Genomic DNA, 16,428 nt, shown 5'->3' with positions numbered 1-16,428 from the left:
TGGTTTGATACAAGCGAAGAACACCCAAACAATCAAAAAAGTAGCGGATGGATCCATTCTTACGCCGAAAGGGTACAAGGCAGGTGGAATTCATAGCGGATTAAGATACAGAAAAAAGGACTTCGCTCTTCTTATGAGTGATCGACCAGCTTCTGCAGCGGCTGTGTACACTCAAAGCCATTTCCAGGCCCCGCCTCTTCAGGTGACGCAGGAAAGCATTGCAGAAAAGGGGAAAATTCAAAGTGTCGTGATCAATAGTGCAGTCGCTAATGCGTGCACAGGAGAAGAAGGCCTTGCCAATGCTTACGAGATGCGTCGTATGATTGCAAAAAGGTTTGAGATTCCGGATGAATACGTAGCTGTAGCCTCTACGGGTGTGATCGGACAGCAGCTTCCAATGGAAAAGATCACCCACGGCTGTGAGAATGTTGAGCCATCAGAAACAGGGTATAAAGATTTTCAACAAGCGATTCTTACGACAGATACTTGTCAAAAGCATGCGTGCTACCAGGTACAGATAGAAGGGAAAACCGTCACCATCGGTGGAGCAGCTAAAGGATCGGGGATGATTCACCCGAATATGGCGACAATGCTTGGTTTTATCACGACTGATGCAACCATTGGACCTAGTGATTTAAAACGCGCGTTAAGTCCTTCTATCGATAAATCCTTCAATCAGATTACGGTTGATGGAGAGACTTCGACCAATGATATGGTCCTGACGCTTGCGAATGGAGAAATAGATCATGATTCATTAACAGAAGACCACCCGGACTGGGGAGCTTTTCAAACCGCCCTTCAGCTTGTTTGTGAAGATCTTGCCAAACAAATAGCCAAAGATGGGGAAGGTGCCACAAAACTGATTGAAGTGGAGGTCACCGGGGCCCGCACAAATGAAGAAGCGCGAATCATCGGTAAAAAAGTGGTTGGTTCGAGCCTGGTTAAGACAGCTGTTTATGGGTTGGATGCCAACTGGGGAAGGATTGTCGGCGCCATCGGCCATAGTGAGGCTGAAGTAGATCCGACTCAGTGTGATATTTACATTGAAGATCAACTGGTATTCAGTAACGGAACGCCATGTCCATTTTCTGAAGAACAGGCAACCGAAGATTTGGACAATGAAGAAGTGAAAATAACCATCCATCTTTATGAAGGAGATGGGGAAGGCACGGCGTGGGGGTGTGACTTGACTTATGACTACGTCAAAATCAATGCAAGTTACAGAACCTAAACCTCTTATTGTCATAAAACTCGGTGGAAGTATGCTCGATCAACTCACCGAAGACTTTTATAACAGCTTTCTGGACCTGCAGGAACATTATCAAGTGATCATTGTTCATGGTGGAGGTCCTGCGATCACAAGATTGCTGGATCAGCTGAACATCGAAGGTGAATTTTATGACGGATTACGAAAAACGACTCCAGAGACGCTCGAAGTGGTAGAAATGGTTCTTGGGGGTTCTGTGAATGGCAGGATTACAGGTCATCTGATGAAAAAGGGAGTCAACGCCGTCGGGGTCAAAGGATCTGAAGCATCGTTGCTGCAAGCCGATTACTTGGATAAAGAAAACCTAGGTCTTGTAGGTAAGGTGAAAGAAGTAAATCCAACTATACTGAAGAATCTTCTTGCTGAAAGTTTTCTTCCTGTCGTCGCACCATTTGGGAAAACCGAGGATCATCAAACGGTGAATATTAACGCAGATGTAGCAGCCGGGGCTATAGCAACAGCTGTAGGAGCTGAAAAGCTTTTATATGTGACAGATGTTCCGGGCATTCTCGTTGAAGACGAAATTCTCGACTGCACGACACCCGAGGAAATTGATGGCATGATCGAGCAAAAGGTCATCTATGGCGGAATGATTCCTAAGGTCCGTTCTGCAACGGAAGCATTATCCGACCATTTACAAGAAGTAAGAATCGTAAGTGGAGAACAAGCTTTGATGGAAGGCGATTCGTTGAATGGCACATCCATTAGAGCAAAAAGGAAGGAGATGGTAGAGTGAGTTTATTTCCTACGTATAATCGCTTTCCTTTAACGATTGTATCTGGAAAGGGAACAACGGTGACCGATGATCAAGGGAAGGATTATTTAGACTTTGTATCAGGGATTGCTGTATGTAATCTCGGTCATCGACCTCCAGAAGTGCAGGAAGCGCTGGAAGAACAGTTGAATCAAGTGTGGCATGTATCAAACCTATACCAAATCCCTGTTCAGGAAGAGGCAGCGAATTTGCTTTGTGATGCGTCTGAACTAGACTATGCTTTTTTCTGTAACAGCGGAGCAGAGGCGAATGAGGCGGCAATCAAGCTTGCCCGTAAACATACAGGAAGAGAGAAAATCATTACATTCAAGCAATCTTTTCACGGACGGACATTTGCTACGATGAGTGCAACAGGGCAGGAAAAGATTCATGAAGGATTCGGTTCACTGCTTCCGACTTTCGAATACTTCCCTTATAATGATGTACCAAAAATAGAGGAAGTGCATGACGGTCATGTGGCTGCGATTATGGTCGAAGTCATCCAGGGAGAGGGTGGAGTCGTACCGGGAACAAAAGAGTTTCTGAAAACGGTCGAAGATAAATGCCGGGAATTAGGCGCCCTTTTGATCATTGATGAAGTCCAAACCGGAATCGGCCGTACAGGAAAAGCTTTTGCCTATCAACACCATGGACTGGACCCTGACATCGTGACAGCTGCCAAAGGATTGGGAAGTGGGTTTCCTGTCGGGGCTATGTTAGGGAAAGCCGAATTGAAAGATTCCTTCACAGCTGGATCTCACGGATCTACGTTTGGTGGGAACCCATTAGCTTCAACGGCAGTAAAAGCTACGCTTGAGAAAATCTTCGTTTCTGATTTCCTGGAAGCTGTTACGGAGAAAGGGACGGTATTCAAAGATAAGCTTGAAGATTCATTGGCGCGCTTTAACAGTGTGAAAGAAATACGTGGAAAAGGGTTGATGCTGGGGATTTCCATATCCGGTGAAGCAATTCAAATTGTTCACTCATTAAGGGAAAAAGGACTCTTGGCTGTAGTCGCCGGCCCGAATGTTTTGAGGCTGCTCCCTCCATTGACTGTAGAATATGGGGAAATGGACGAAGCTGTCGCTTTAATTACCGAAGCGATCCAACAGCATGAAGACAGTTTGCAAAAAGCATAAAGAATGTATAGACGGTGATGTTCACAGTCGTGTTCAGCACCGTCTTTCCCGGAAGTTATATGTATAAAAATACGCAATATATAATAAATATTCATTTTGTGGGGTGATGGAATGAAAGGATACTTATGTTTACAAGACGGAACAACATTTGAAGGGAAGGCTTCGCGGCATTTTGACCGAAACGTCCAGGGCGAGGTCGTCTTCTTTACCGGCATGACGGGATACCAGGAAGTTCTCACCGATCCTTCTTATAAAGGGCAGATTGTCGTATTTACGTATCCATTGATAGGGAATTACGGCATCAACGATGAGGATGGGGAAAGTGAAGAAATCCAAGTGAGTGGTGTGGTCATGTACCAATGTACGGATGTTCCTTCGCATTTTCAGGCGAGAAAGTCCTTAGGAACGTACTTGAACGAACAAAACATTCCATACATGACTGAGGTAGATACAAGAGAAGTCACCAAGGCCATCCGTGCAGAAGGAACACAGCAAGCCGCTCTTTCTCGAGGGACAGATTATCTATTCCAGCCGACAAAGGGCCATCAAATACAGCAGGTGAGTGGTGAAAAAATTGAAACTTATGGAGAAGCGGGCATGCATGTAGCACTCATCGACTTCGGGTGGAAGAAATCGATTTTGAATGCCCTTCTTGAAAGAGGTGTCCGGGTTTCGGTACTTCCTTTCTCTAAAGTCGAGATGCTGGATACGCTTCAACCGGACGCTATTGTTCTATCGAATGGACCAGGAGACCCGAAAGATACCGTGGACGTTTTACCACTTTTGAAAAAGGCACTGGAGAAGTTTCCGACTTTCGGAATCTGTATGGGGCATCAGGTCATTGCTCTTGCTTTTGGAGGAGATACGACGAAGTTAACATTCGGTCACCGCGGTGCCAACCATCCAGTCAAAGATGTGGTTTCAGGAAAAGTGTTCCTATCCTCGCAGAATCATAACTATGTGGTCAAAGAAGACAGTCTGAATGGGACGCCGCTCGTAACAAGGTTTTATAACGTCAATGACGGTTCCATCGAAGGATTGATGCATGACTCGAAACTAATCATGTCCGCACAATTCCACCCGGAAGCCCATCCCGGGCCGAAAGATGCGGAATGGTTGTTTGATAACTTTCTTACACTTGTGAAGAACAAAGGGGTGAAGACACATGTCTCGTAAAGTATTAGTCATTGGATCAGGTCCGATCATGATTGGTCAGGCGGCAGAATTTGATTACTCAGGAACACAAGGATGTCTCGCTCTGAAAGAAGAGGGGTGTGAGGTTGTCCTCGTCAACAACAATCCGGCAACCATCATGACAGACCATGACGTGGCTGATGTGGTTTATTGTGAACCATTGACGGTTGAAAGCTTAACGAAAATCATTGATTTAGAAAAACCCGAGGCGATCCTTGCCGGGCTCGGGGGACAGACCGCTCTCAATCTAGCCGTTGAACTGGAAAGAGAAGGCGTTTTGCAGGATTATGATCTCGAGTTATTAGGGACCAGTGTCCATTCCATTCAAAAAGGGGAGGACAGAGAATTGTTCCGCGGGTTGATGCATGAATTATCCCAGCCAGTCCCCGAAAGTGAAGTGATTACGACGGTTGATCAAGCGAAAGCCTTTGCTGAAGAAGTCGGTTACCCGATCATCAGTCGACCTGCTTATACGCTTGGTGGACGTGGTGGTGGAATCGTTCACAGACCGGAGGAACTGGAAGAGTTGATCGCGACGGGGCTGAAAGCGAGTCCGATTCACCAGGTCATCGTCGAAAAGAGTATTGCAGGTTTTAAGGAAATTGAATATGAAATCATGCGGGATCACAATGGAACATGTATTTCTGTTTGTAATATGGAAAACTTCGATCCTGTGGGTGTTCATACCGGAGACTCCATCGTTGTTGCTCCCTCCCAGACATTGTCGGATAACGATTATCAAATGCTTCGGTCAGCGGCGTTCAAGATTGTTTCTGAACTCGATGTCATTGGAGGGTGTAATGTTCAGTTCGCGCTTGATACAGAGAGTCGTCAATACTATGTCATCGAGATTAATCCGCGCGTCAGTCGTTCGTCAGCACTGGCTTCGAAAGCCACGGGTTATCCGATTGCAAAAATGGCGACAAAAGTGGCTCTTGGTTATACGCTTGACCAGCTTGAAAATCCGCTTACGGGCTATACGTACGCAAGCTTTGAACCAGCGCTTGATTATGTCGTCGTTAAATTCCCCCGCTGGCCGTTCGATAAGTTTTCAGAAGCGGATCGTAAGCTCGGAACGAAGATGCGGGCGACAGGTGAAGTCATGGCCATCGACCGGACGTTGGAAGGGGCTTTTCAAAAAGCCGTCCAATCCCTGGATACGAAAGTACCCGATATTCATAACGCCTGGGATCATCTGGAGGAACCTACAGACTTGCGCTACTTCGCTATTCTCCACCTTCTAAGAAAAGGTGAAAGTCTGGAGACAATCCATGAAAATACTAAAATTGATCGCTTCTTTTTACATGTACTGAAAAATCTTGTTGATTTAGAAAAGTGTCTGCAACAGGAGACTTTGGGTGAAGCGCTTTTGAGACAAGTGAAAATCTGTGGTTTTTCAGATCAGGAGATTGCTCATCTTGCTGGGGTATCTGAAAAAGAAGTGCAAAAAAGGAGAGAGGAATTCGGGATTCACCGCCATTTCAAGCTCGTTGATACGTGTGCAGCGGAATTTGAAGCGGCAACGAACTATGTCTATAGCACATTTGCGGGTGTGAATGAAATTACACCACTGTCAGGAAAGAAAAAAGCGTTGATTCTCGGATCCGGACCGATTCGAATCGGGCAGGGAGTTGAATTTGATTATAGTGCGGTGAAGGCCATCCAAAGTCTGCAAAAGCAAGGGTGGACGACGATTATGGTGAACAACAACCCAGAAACCGTCAGTACCGATTATGAAACCGCGGATCGCCTCTACTTCGAACCGATTCAAAAAGAAATCATAACATCCATCGTTGATCATGAAGGTATTGACCTTGTATTCACTTCATTCGGAGGTCAGACTGCCATTAATTTGGCAGCAGAACTAGAGACGGAGGGGATCCCCCTTGCAGGAGTAAGTACAGACGTTTTAGATGCGCTGGAGGACAGAGATAAATTCTATGCGGCATTAAATGATTTAGATATCCCTTATGTTTCAGGTACCACCTGTCATACAAAAAATGAAGCTCTAAAAGCAGCAGAGCATTACTCGTTTCCGATTCTTTGCCGCCCGTCCTATGTCATCGGAGGCCAGGGGATGGTCATTGTCAAAGATATGAACGAGTTGAGACAGTCGCTTCAGGAAGCGGATGATCGTCACTATCCGATTGTTCTGGACACCTTTATGCAAGGAAAAGAAGTAGAGGTGGACCTCGTGGCGGACGGTGAAAACCTCTATCTTCCTGAGATCATTGAGCATATCGAGCCGGGAGGTGTTCATTCCGGAGACAGTATGGCGCTCTTCCCATCGAAGCTTGATGAGGAAGTCAAAAAGACTATTGAAGCCTACTCCCAAAAAATCGTCCGGTACTTTAGTTACAAAGGAATGATGAACATCCAGTTTTTACTGAGCGGAGAAAAAGTGTATGTGCTGGAAGTGAACCCGAGAGCGAGTCGGACGGTACCAATTGTGAGTAAGGTGGCAGACGTTCCCCTTGTGGATTTAGCTGTTCGGGTATTGGCATCTGGTGAAGTGGATTTGATGTCCCTTCCCACACCTGTTTTTGATCAAACAGCCGTGAAGTATCCGGTCTTTTCATCCTATGCCTTGACGGAGGTGGATCATAAGCTTGGTCCGAATATGAAATCGACGGGTGAGGGGATGTGCCTTGGAAAGACCATAGATGAAGCCTTGCGAAAAGTGTTCTCCCATTTACCTAATGTGCATGATGTAAAAGATTCTTGCTTTGTAGAAGGGGATTCAACTTTTTCATCTAAGGATTTTGACGAATGGCTCAAGCTTGAGGACGCTTCTATTTATGTCAATGATGAATCAAGTTCCGAGGCGAGTGAACGCAGAATACAGGCTGTGAAGAATGGAATGACCGTTTTCAGTGAGAAAGCAACGTTCGATGCCTATATTCAATCATTAGCTTGTGAAAATTTCGACCCTGCCCCTCTGCCGGGTAATAAACGTGAAGGAGTGCGATCGTAATGAATTTGATGGAACAAATGTATTCAACAGATGGTTCAATGCATGGAAAGAACGTTTTGACTTGGCTTGATTATAATCAATCAGAGGTTTCCCAATTGTTAGCGCAGGCTCAACACTTAAAAGAAAACCCTTATTCTCAATCATTAAAAGGGAAGAACCTGGCGATGATTTTTGAAAAATCTTCGACAAGAACACGCGTTTCTTTTGAAGTCGGGATGGTTCAAATGGGCGGCCATGCTCTTTATTTAAATACGAGAGACATCCAGGTCGGCCGCGGTGAAACCATTGCCGATACGGCTCGCGTGCTCTCGGGATACGTTGACGCCATCATGTTCAGAACGACATCGCATGGAAAATTGAAGGAGCTTGCTGAACACGCCTCTGTACCTGTCATTAACGGCTTATGCGATATCTACCACCCCTGTCAGGCACTCGCTGATATTTTTACCATTTTAGAATTGAAAGGGCGTTTGTGTGGAGTGAAGGTCGTTTACATCGGTGACGGAAACAATGTCGCTCATTCGCTGATGATTTTGGCAGCTATGATGGGCATGGAAATGGTCGTCTCAGCTCCGGACGGATATCAGCCTGACCCTCTGATTACCGAAAAATCGCAAGCGCTGGCGAAACGATATGGTGGATCCGTCGTACTGGAAGAGAATCCAGAAAAAGCCGTGAAGCATGCGGACGTCATTTACACAGATGTTTGGACGAGTATGGGGCAGGAAGAAGAGAGTGAAAAACGCCTGTTAGATTTTGAAGGCTACCAAGTAAATGAATCTTTACTAAAGCAAGCTAAATCAAATGTCTCCTTTTTGCATTGCCTTCCGGCCCATCGAGGGGAAGAAGTGACAGCAAGTGTCATTGACGGCAACCATTCGGCAGTCTTTCAGCAGGCCGAAAATCGTATGCACGTCCAAAAAGCCATCTTACAAGCGGTCGTCGGATGGAAGTGAATTTATGAGCATAATTCAGACCGAACAAACAATAGGATATAGGAATAGACCTCATAAACAAAATCATGTAAAAAGAAGGTCGAAAGGCTACGAATTTCATCGAACACACAACTTTTACAAGGAAATCTAGGATCGATGTGGAAGTAGTTAGGGAGAATATTCAAAACCAAAAGGAGTGGCCATGCAATGAGTAAGCAATTGACAACCGCTGTGGAACCCCAGGTTGTTCGTAGGTCCAATATCAAGGTCGTCGGTGTCTCTTGTCAAACTATGATGGATGAACGGGAAATTAAAATTCCGCGATTGATGGAGCAGTTTCATACGACAAATTTGCCGAAAGTAAGAAACAGGGTCAACGCGCCGCGTTCCATCGGAATGTTCGTCGACCCGCCAAATTGGAATGAGATGACCGATGCTTTTTATTGGATTGCTGCTGTAGAGGTCGATAGCTTCGAGAAGATTCCGCCAAACATGATTACAAAGACGATCCCTGCTCATACGTATGCCATGCTTGAATATGATCCTTCCATTCATGATTTCAATCCTTACGCTTATTTGCATAAGTGGATAAAGGATGAAGGGTATCAACAGGTAGAAGGATTCGGCTTTGAGGAATACAAACCTTATACAGGTGCTGAAACGAGTTACCGCTTATTCCTTCCAATTAAATAACCGAACAAAAAAGCAAGGAAGCACGTTAAAACTTCCTTGCTTTTCTTTTTGGTCTCGGAAACTATAGAATACAGAGCGGTGACAAATGAAAAAACGGTTTGTTAAAACGCACGTTCATTCTTGTTCCTTTTACTTTCTAAACGATTTAACTGAATAGATATAAAAATCAAAAGAGCGATTACAGGTAAGAAAAAGGAGCCTGTCCCTACTAAATGGTAGAGGGTCCACCCTATTAATGAACTGAATAATAAGGTGGACCAAAGATATGCATGAAACTCTTTCATTTTGAACCTCCTCCAATAACAAGGTATCACAGGCCTTATTCAGGAGGAAAGGAAAGGGCCGTATTTTTATCTGAGGCGATTTCCATCCAGTTCATGAGGAAATCTTCACAGGAATCCGCTTTTCGTACACTTCCGTATCCGCTATAAAAAGAACGACAAACCGAAGTAAATCGCAGAAGCGAAGCCGGCTGCAATGAGGGCCGGTTTCAGCTTGAATTTGGCGTATTTAATCGGATTCAAATTCAAGATTCCAGCCGTAGTATTCGTATCATCACTCAAAGGAGATGCGAAGGCCCCGAAAGTTCCGCTGGCAAAGACGGCCCCGATGACAATCGGCAGTGAACTTCCGGCTACGGTGGCGATCGATATCCCGACAGGCATAAGAATCCCCCATGTGCCCCAGGAAGATCCGATGAAATAAGAGAGGCCGCAGCCGACAACAAATAGGATGACGGCTACAAATCCTGCGGGGATCCAGTCGAAAGACTTAGAGATGGTATCCGCGAATTTTAGCGCTTCGGATCCACTGCTCAACCCCCATACCATGGCAAGGAGAACGATGACGCTCATCATTTCGTTTCCTCCATCGACGAGGGTGTTCATCATTTTTCTAAGTTTCTCGTTTCGAAATTTCAAGTAAACGACAAACCCGATGAGGGTAAGAACGACAGCGAGTACCATCGCATCAAGTACATTTGCATTAATCAAGGCATCAAATCCGGACTTTCCATCTCTGATTCCGACCATATACATAAGAAAGAAAGTAAGGAGGATGACGCTGATCAAAGGAGCGATCAGGTGCCAAGGCTGTGCGGGTAGATTTTTCGTAACGGCTGGATGACAGTCTTCCCATTGATCATCATCTTCTCTTTTTTCTTGGTCCATGTTCTCGGCATCGGTTGCAGGTTTTTTATTCTTATGGAAAAAACTCATATAAAAACCGACAGCCAGCATAGAAAAGGCGAAAAAGTTGAATGGAATGCTGCTGATATATAAGGAATAAGCGTCTCCTTCCGTACCCGCCTGCTGTAAGGAAAGTTCAATGACTGATGTCATATATCCAACAAACGCGGTAGCAATTGGAATCAAGACGACGAGGGGAGAGGCTGTCGTTTCGATGACGAAACCAAGCTCCTGTTTTGTCATCGGGATGTTCCTTCTCAATGCCTTCATCACAGGTCCAATGGTAACGATCCGAAAACTCGGGGCACTGAAAGTTCCTAAAGAAGACAACCAGGTTAGGATGAACGCTCCTTTTTTATGGTCGATCCGCTCTGTTGCTTCTTTGACGAATCCTTTGATCCCTCCTGACATTTTTACAAGTCCGATTAAAGCGGAGAAAGCATATAGAAAAAGGATGATCTTTAAGTTGGCTTCATCCCTTAATCCTTCAATGATGAAACCTAAGGCAGTCATCATCCCGCCCAGCCAGTGCGGGTCGATAATGTAACCGGCCACAACAACAGCGAATAGTAAACTGGGAATGACTTGTTTGGTCCATATAGCTGAAATAATGACCACGATGAAAGGAACGACGGAGATCCAACCCATATACATATACCTCGCTTTTCTTGAGTGCTTCCATTAGCTTGTGTGTGTTTTGCCAGGATATTCTTCTCATGTAAAAAAGGAGTCGGAGCGTGTAAAGCGAATATAGGGGGTAGAGCTTTTAACAGAGGAGGATGCTTGTGGCTTTTATGAAACAGTCCGTCATCATCGAAAAACCTGTAGAAGAAGTTTTTGAGATGGCGACGGATTTCAACAACAGCCCTGAAATTATGGATACAGTCATTGATGTACAACTATTGAGTGAGGGGCCTGTCAAAGAAGGGTACAGGTTCCAGGAAACTCGCGAAATCAGAGGCAGAAAAGCACGCTCAATCATTGAGGTCACCGACTTTGACCCCAATCGAAAATACTCTGTCCGCAGTCATCAGCATGGATTGGATTTGCGCTATCATTATGAATTCGTGCAGACTTCAGAGGGAACAAGAATAGACTTCCAAGGGGAGCTTTACACGGAAGGTTTACGAAACAAATTGATGAAACCGCTCATCAAGAAGATCATCAAAAAAGAAGATCAGGATCACCTTCAGCATTTGAAGAAGTTTATCGAATCTTCTTCTTAATGGTGGTATAATAAGAATAAGCTATGGATCATGTATGAAAGGCCTCTCCATTATCCAATATGGAAAGAGGTCTATTTTTTATATACAAAACTCCCTATTCAATTAAATGGCAGGATTGTGGAAGACTCAGTTTCGAGATGTTTCCGGGGTTCGTTGCCTGGTTGAGCGTCAGGGGTGGCTGCGAAGCAACTCGCTTTCCTGCGGGGATGACGGCAAGCCTCCTCGTGCTTCGCACTGCGGGGTCTCGCCAGCCAATCCATTCCCGCGGGAGTCTCGCAGCTTCCCAACCACCCCATTCGATGCATGTGGAAAACGAACCCCTTTACCAAGGGGGGTTATCTCCACTATCTTTTTGATATATGCATAAAGCGCTCTATAACAAGCTTTCCGTATGCAGAATAGCTGCTTTGGTAGTTGATTCCCCTCCAATTACCATGTGCATGAAAGCAGCTTATTCTGGAAGTGGTTTCGAGATACTTATATGGCAAAGGGGCGAAGGGGAATGGCGAGACTCCTGCGGGAAAAAAGTGCATGGTGAGACCCCACAGGACGCAGTCCGAGGAGGCTCACCGCGCTCCCGCGGAAAGCGAGCTATTCCCCGCAGCCCCACCCACTCTACAAAAGTCTCGAAACTGAGTTTTCAAGAATAGGGAGCTTAAGGCGAAGGGTGGGGTGGGTAATAGAAGGGTATATTAGGAATTCTAAAGATATATGGAAAGGAAAGATAATAGATGACAGATATCAACCAATCGTGGTTTGAGGAATTATCCCCATCTACGAAAGAGGCATGGCAGGTTTCAGGATATGAGAGCTTGACGAAAGTTCAAGAACAGGCCATACCTTTCATTTTACAAGGCACAGATGTGGTGGCGGAAGCCCCTACAGGCAGTGGGAAAACTTTGGCTTATTTACTACCGTTGATTGAAAAAGTGGATCCCGAACAGAAGCATACACAAGTGTTGATCATGGCTTCTTCCCATGAATTAGTCATGCAGATTCATCAGGAGGTACAGACTTGGACGAAAGGAAGCGGCATCAGTAGCATGACGATGATTGGTGGAGCGAATATTAAGCGACAGATGGACAAGCTGAAGAAAAAGCCGCACATCGTTGTTGGTACCCCAGGTCGTGTGTATGAATTGCTACAGAAGAAAAAATTGAAGGCACATGAAATCAAAGCGGTCATTATGGACGAAGCAGATCAATTACTTGTTCCAGAACACATCCATACGGTTGAAGATGTGTTGAAAAGCACGATGCGTGATACGCAAACGTTGTTGTTTTCAGCCACATTGCCTGATGAGGTCATTGAAATAGCTCAAACATTCATGGATGAAGAGGCGGAAGTGATTCGGGTTACAGAAGAACTGAAGAAACCCGACGTGACTCATACCTATATTGTTTGTGAAGACAGAGATAAAATCGAGACATTAAGAAAACTGGCGCGGATGGAAGGATTCAAAGGTCTTGCCTTCATGCAGGATATTGCCAAGTTGAATGTCATGGCCGAGAAACTGACGTACAAACACCTGGATATCGGCTTGTTGCACAGTGATGCGAAAAAAGAGCAGCGGGCAAAAGCGATTAAGGAATTCCGAAAAGGGGAATATCCATTACTACTTGCAACTGATGTGGCTGCCAGAGGCCTGGATATTATTGAAATCAACCATATCATCAACCTTGATGTTCCTAAAGATATGACATCCTATATTCACCGTGCGGGTCGGACCGGACGAATTGGATCTCAGGAAGGAACGGTTGTTTCCCTAGTGAACCCTGTAGAAGAGAAACGTTTGAAGAAGTTTGCGCGTGATCTGGAGCTTTCCCTCCATAAAGCAGAGATTTATAAAGGGAAATTAAAAGCCTCCCATCGTTAAATATTGCCGTTTGCCTTTGAAGCGATGCCATGGAATACTGGGAGAGAGTACTTCTAGCCTGAAGTGAGGAGAGAATCGATATGATTAAAAAGTTCTTTCTCTTTCTTGTGGCCTTGTTTGTCATCATCGTCATTGCGACACCAGTTTCTGCCCAGGACTTTTGGAAAGAAGGCCCGCGGGCTTCCTATGAGAGGGTATCGCAACATGTGCAGGGCTTAGTAGAGAATACAAATATAAAAAATGAGTTTCAGAATTTTGCAGTAGATGTCCAATCGTTTTTTAAGCTTCTTGAAGATGTGGAATGGAAATACCCTGATGCACCTCCAGAAGAGCAAGTGACTTCAGATCGCCAGAGTGAACGGGTGTCAGAGAATTCACTCTCTGGTTATGAATTGAAAGAGTTCGAACAAGAAGTTGTTGCTCTGGTCAATAAAGAACGGGAAAAGCGGGGACTTGAGCCTTTACAAACGCATAATCGTTTGAGTGCATTAGCCAACGTAAAGTCACAGGATATGGCGGATAAACGTTATTTCAGTCATACTTCACCAACCTACGGATCACCATTTGATATGATGGACGAATTCGATTTCCGTTACCAGGCAGCAGGTGAAAACATCGCTGCCGGTCAACGGACACCCGAAGAAGTCGTAGAAGGTTGGATGAACAGTGATGGGCATAGAGCCAACATTCTTCACGAAGACTTCACCCATATTGGTGTAGGATACATCGAAGGAGCAGGACCATATAAAAGATACTGGACACAACTATTCATGACCCCTCGATAACCAACGGAAAAGCCGGATTCCAAACACAGGAATCCGGCTTTTTCATCCTTATATTGCAGGGTTTTTGAAGGCGTGGTTTTATATGAACTGAGAGCAGAGGGGAGGGAAACCACTCATACGCTCACCGCACTTCCACGAAAAGAGTTATTCCTCTGACCCCCAACCGCTAACATGCGTAACGGAAACACCCTAAACATCTCAAAGCTGTATTTAAAGAAAGGGAGCTTAGGATGGTCAATTTTTAGAGATGGATTTGAAGTATCCTTTGACATTTACAGGATCATTTTCTTTCTCGTCCTCGGCCCACTCCAGGATCAAGGAAAACAACTGGATGATCATGATCATCACACCCGTGTACAAAAAGGCCTCAGCATCAGTTCCTTCACTGAAGAAGAAAGAAGCTTCATGATAGAGCACAAAGGATAAGGATGTCAGTATTAAATAAAGAAAACGTCTCATGTAGTTTTGGAGCTGTATGAAAGAGCACTGCAACAAAAGAGGTGTCCAGTAAATAAACGCTCCGAAACCTAAAAGGAACAGGTGAACAAACTCACTTAGAGGAAGATGAAAAGCTAAATCGAAGCTTGCGAGTGCGCTCATTACGAAGAGAATTGAGCTTAAAACCGGGCGACGGCTTAATTTTATAACCCAACGGAGACTGGAACGGAACCAAAGTTGTTTGTGATTTGCATAAAGAATGAAAGCAGGAGCTAGTCCAAAGCAGATGATACTCCTGACATATTGAAAAGGGGTGGGGGATAAAAGGTGATGGATCGCAAGAACAGCGAGAATGAATAAGGAATAGAGAAGGAATGTAAGAACGGAATTTTTATAGACCTTCATTTTAGGACTCATCTCCTGAAAGCTTTCGGTTTATTTACCCTCCCCATTTTCAAATAAACCTATGTAGAAAAAGATTTCCATCAGAGTAAGTAAAATCAAACGCAGCAAGTTTGCTGTGTGGATCAATGAGAGTAGGGGGGATAATTAAGAAAAATGTAAAAAGTCTGTATATAAATGGAAGGGGATGATGAACTAGTGTTATAATTTTTAAGTTAAAACATTATTTTCTAGTTCTTTTCACCTTATTATTAACAGGAAAGAAGTGCTTATATATGAATGCCATCCATTCCTTAATTAACCAACCATCAATATTTAAAAACTTGTTTCACCATTTAAGTGACGCGGTAGCCATCATTCAAAATGTAAAAGGGAACATGATCTTTACCTACATCAATGCGACGATGCAGCGGGTGTATGGAGACCTTCAAGGGTGTGCATTAAATGACATTTATTGTGAGGCGAAACGGGTCCATATCGAGGAGACGATGGAAAGGGCGGATAATTGTCGCGAAACTTTAGTTGAGAGCTCTGACCGTTATCCTAATCCGTTTCAAATCTCTTATGCTATACAATCTGCAGAAATTGGGGATTTTTATCTCCTGTACATAAAAATGGGGTCTGCCCAAACGATGAAGCTTATAGAAGAGAAAGAACGTCAACGTGTAGAAAGTGAAAGCCGTTATGAATCGGTAGTTGAAACTTCCCCGGACTCGATTTTTCTGCATGATGAAGAAGATCGCATCATTTATGTGAACCAAGCAGGGATGGACTTGCTAGGGGCGGAAAAAGCTGTAGAATTACTTGGTCAGGATATAAAGAAGTTCCTCTACAGTGAACCATATGAAGATATACGAAAACGTCTAAGCACGTTATTGTCAGGGGGATATGTGAAAGGTCCGATCGAACGCCAGCTTCTAAGAATGGATGGATCGATCATTGATGTTGAATTGCATGGAGGTCTTGTGGAATACCATCAAATTAAAGCGGTCCAGACGATTTGCCGTAACATTTCGGAACGAAGGAAACAGCAGCATCAATTAGAAGAGATGGCTTATCATGACCAGTTGACGAACATTCCGAACAGGCGGTACTTTTTTGAAAAGTTGGAAGATGAGCTGAAACGGGTGAAACACCAAGACTCGATTTTTGCCTTATTATTCTTTGATTTGGATAATTTCAAACAAATTAATGACCGCTATGGACATCAAATCGGTGATGAATTACTTGTCATCTTTACTAAACGTCTCAGTCAAGGGTTAAGAAAAACGGACACGCTCTCTCGTCTAGGTGGCGATGAATTTGTTATTCTTTTATCAGACTTAGCTGATACCAAGCACCCGCGTCAAGTTGCGGATCGAATGCTGGATCGTGTGCTCCAACCGATCCACCTGCAAGGGTGTGAGATTGAAATCAGTGTGTCGATAGGGGTGTCCATTTATCCTGAACATGGGGTGGACCAGGGAGAACTTCTCACAAAAGCCGACCGAGCGTTATACAAGGCGAAAGAAAATGGAAGAAGCTGTGTGTCGGTTTATACTTATGGTTCATGAAAGG

At 44.5% G+C, this 16,428-nt stretch carries 14 protein-coding genes; 11 read left to right on the top strand and 3 right to left on the bottom strand.

Annotated elements, in window-relative coordinates; translation table 11 throughout:
* The first annotated feature begins 4 nt into the window (after nucleotides 1-4).
* From argJ to ACJA3J_RS20310, 7 genes are all read left to right on the top strand, one after another.
* Nucleotides 5-1,231, top strand: a complete 1,227-nt coding sequence (argJ, locus tag ACJA3J_RS20340; protein ID WP_406945122.1) for a bifunctional ornithine acetyltransferase/N-acetylglutamate synthase — start codon at nucleotides 5-7, stop codon at nucleotides 1,229-1,231.
* The gene (gene argB, locus ACJA3J_RS20335; RefSeq protein WP_406945121.1) at nucleotides 1,194-2,003 is read left to right on the top strand and encodes an acetylglutamate kinase; all 810 of its coding nucleotides are present in this window, start codon (nucleotides 1,194-1,196) and stop codon (nucleotides 2,001-2,003) included. Before argJ ends, argB begins: the two co-directional genes overlap by 38 nt.
* A complete protein-coding gene (locus tag ACJA3J_RS20330) occupies nucleotides 2,000-3,160 on the top strand; it encodes an acetylornithine transaminase (RefSeq protein WP_406945120.1) in 1,161 nt (386 codons plus the stop codon). Before argB ends, ACJA3J_RS20330 begins: the two co-directional genes overlap by 4 nt.
* A gap of 111 nt (nucleotides 3,161-3,271) precedes the next feature.
* On the top strand, nucleotides 3,272-4,336 hold the full coding sequence (locus ACJA3J_RS20325; protein ID WP_089654925.1) for a carbamoyl phosphate synthase small subunit: 1,065 nt from the start codon (nucleotides 3,272-3,274) through the stop codon (nucleotides 4,334-4,336).
* Complete coding sequence (locus tag ACJA3J_RS20320) at nucleotides 4,326-7,328, top strand: carbamoyl phosphate synthase large subunit (protein WP_406945119.1); 3,003 nt, start codon at nucleotides 4,326-4,328, stop codon at nucleotides 7,326-7,328. Before ACJA3J_RS20325 ends, ACJA3J_RS20320 begins: the two co-directional genes overlap by 11 nt.
* Complete coding sequence (gene argF / locus ACJA3J_RS20315; RefSeq protein ID WP_181898689.1) at nucleotides 7,328-8,284, top strand: ornithine carbamoyltransferase; 957 nt, start codon at nucleotides 7,328-7,330, stop codon at nucleotides 8,282-8,284. Before ACJA3J_RS20320 ends, argF begins: the two co-directional genes overlap by 1 nt.
* Before the next feature lie 186 nt (nucleotides 8,285-8,470).
* The gene (locus ACJA3J_RS20310; RefSeq protein ID WP_089654927.1) at nucleotides 8,471-8,956 is read left to right on the top strand and encodes a GyrI-like domain-containing protein; all 486 of its coding nucleotides are present in this window, start codon (nucleotides 8,471-8,473) and stop codon (nucleotides 8,954-8,956) included.
* A 101-nt stretch (nucleotides 8,957-9,057) separates the two neighbouring features.
* On the opposite strand, the gene ACJA3J_RS20305 is transcribed toward ACJA3J_RS20310, so the two are convergent.
* Nucleotides 9,058-9,240: a hypothetical protein gene (locus ACJA3J_RS20305; protein WP_406945118.1), complete on the bottom strand. Its 183-nt coding sequence runs from the start codon at nucleotides 9,238-9,240 to the stop codon at nucleotides 9,058-9,060.
* A gap of 141 nt (nucleotides 9,241-9,381) precedes the next feature.
* Nucleotides 9,382-10,791 (bottom strand): Na+/H+ antiporter NhaC family protein, encoded by a 1,410-nt coding sequence (locus tag ACJA3J_RS20300; RefSeq protein WP_406945117.1) that lies wholly within the window; start codon nucleotides 10,789-10,791, stop codon nucleotides 9,382-9,384.
* Nucleotides 10,792-10,937: 146 nt separating this feature from the next.
* On the opposite strand from ACJA3J_RS20300, the gene ACJA3J_RS20295 reads away from it, so the two are divergent.
* The 3 genes from ACJA3J_RS20295 to ACJA3J_RS20285 all read left to right on the top strand — a co-directional run bounded on the left by ACJA3J_RS20295 (nucleotide 10,938) and on the right by ACJA3J_RS20285 (nucleotide 14,031).
* Nucleotides 10,938-11,369, top strand: coding sequence for an SRPBCC family protein (locus ACJA3J_RS20295; RefSeq protein ID WP_406946340.1), 432 nt, complete (start codon nucleotides 10,938-10,940; stop codon nucleotides 11,367-11,369).
* A 731-nt stretch (nucleotides 11,370-12,100) separates the two neighbouring features.
* Entirely contained in the window at nucleotides 12,101-13,246 is a 1,146-nt protein-coding gene (locus tag ACJA3J_RS20290; protein ID WP_089654931.1) for a DEAD/DEAH box helicase, read from the top strand.
* A gap of 80 nt (nucleotides 13,247-13,326) precedes the next feature.
* On the top strand, nucleotides 13,327-14,031 hold the full coding sequence (locus tag ACJA3J_RS20285) for a CAP domain-containing protein (RefSeq protein WP_406945116.1): 705 nt from the start codon (nucleotides 13,327-13,329) through the stop codon (nucleotides 14,029-14,031).
* A 234-nt stretch (nucleotides 14,032-14,265) separates the two neighbouring features.
* On the opposite strand, the gene ACJA3J_RS20280 is transcribed toward ACJA3J_RS20285, so the two are convergent.
* Nucleotides 14,266-14,874, bottom strand: a complete 609-nt coding sequence (locus ACJA3J_RS20280) for a hypothetical protein (protein WP_089654933.1) — start codon at nucleotides 14,872-14,874, stop codon at nucleotides 14,266-14,268.
* Between the two features lie 272 nt (nucleotides 14,875-15,146).
* Between ACJA3J_RS20280 and ACJA3J_RS20275 the strand changes: the two genes are divergently transcribed.
* On the top strand, nucleotides 15,147-16,424 hold the full coding sequence (locus ACJA3J_RS20275; RefSeq protein WP_406945115.1) for a diguanylate cyclase domain-containing protein: 1,278 nt from the start codon (nucleotides 15,147-15,149) through the stop codon (nucleotides 16,422-16,424).
* Nucleotides 16,425-16,428: the final 4 nt, after the last annotated feature.

It is taken from the genome of Halobacillus sp. SY10, from assembly GCF_045401165.1.
Lineage (GTDB): Bacteria > Bacillota > Bacilli > Bacillales > Halobacillaceae > Halobacillus > Halobacillus aidingensis.
Note: the sequence above shows the minus strand (reverse complement) of the source record. Positions and strands in the feature narration are given on the sequence as shown.

Bases quoted from the DNA above. Each gene is read 5' to 3' on its own strand.
- argB (WP_406945121.1), top strand. From the start codon at position 1,194: ATGACTACGTCAAAATCAATGCAAGTTACAGAACCTAAACCTCTTATT.
- ACJA3J_RS20325 (WP_089654925.1), top strand. From the start codon at position 3,272: ATGAAAGGATACTTATGTTTACAAGACGGAACAACATTTGAAGGGAAG.
- ACJA3J_RS20320 (WP_406945119.1), top strand. From the start codon at position 4,326: ATGTCTCGTAAAGTATTAGTCATTGGATCAGGTCCGATCATGATTGGT.
- argF (WP_181898689.1), top strand. From the start codon at position 7,328: ATGAATTTGATGGAACAAATGTATTCAACAGATGGTTCAATGCATGGA.
- ACJA3J_RS20310 (WP_089654927.1), top strand. From the start codon at position 8,471: ATGAGTAAGCAATTGACAACCGCTGTGGAACCCCAGGTTGTTCGTAGG.
- ACJA3J_RS20305 (WP_406945118.1), bottom strand. From the start codon at position 9,240: ATGAAAGAGTTTCATGCATATCTTTGGTCCACCTTATTATTCAGTTCA.
- ACJA3J_RS20300 (WP_406945117.1), bottom strand. From the start codon at position 10,791: ATGGGTTGGATCTCCGTCGTTCCTTTCATCGTGGTCATTATTTCAGCT.
- ACJA3J_RS20295 (WP_406946340.1), top strand. From the start codon at position 10,938: ATGAAACAGTCCGTCATCATCGAAAAACCTGTAGAAGAAGTTTTTGAG.
- ACJA3J_RS20290 (WP_089654931.1), top strand. From the start codon at position 12,101: ATGACAGATATCAACCAATCGTGGTTTGAGGAATTATCCCCATCTACG.
- ACJA3J_RS20285 (WP_406945116.1), top strand. From the start codon at position 13,327: ATGATTAAAAAGTTCTTTCTCTTTCTTGTGGCCTTGTTTGTCATCATC.
- ACJA3J_RS20280 (WP_089654933.1), bottom strand. From the start codon at position 14,874: ATGAAGGTCTATAAAAATTCCGTTCTTACATTCCTTCTCTATTCCTTA.
- ACJA3J_RS20275 (WP_406945115.1), top strand. From the start codon at position 15,147: ATGAATGCCATCCATTCCTTAATTAACCAACCATCAATATTTAAAAAC.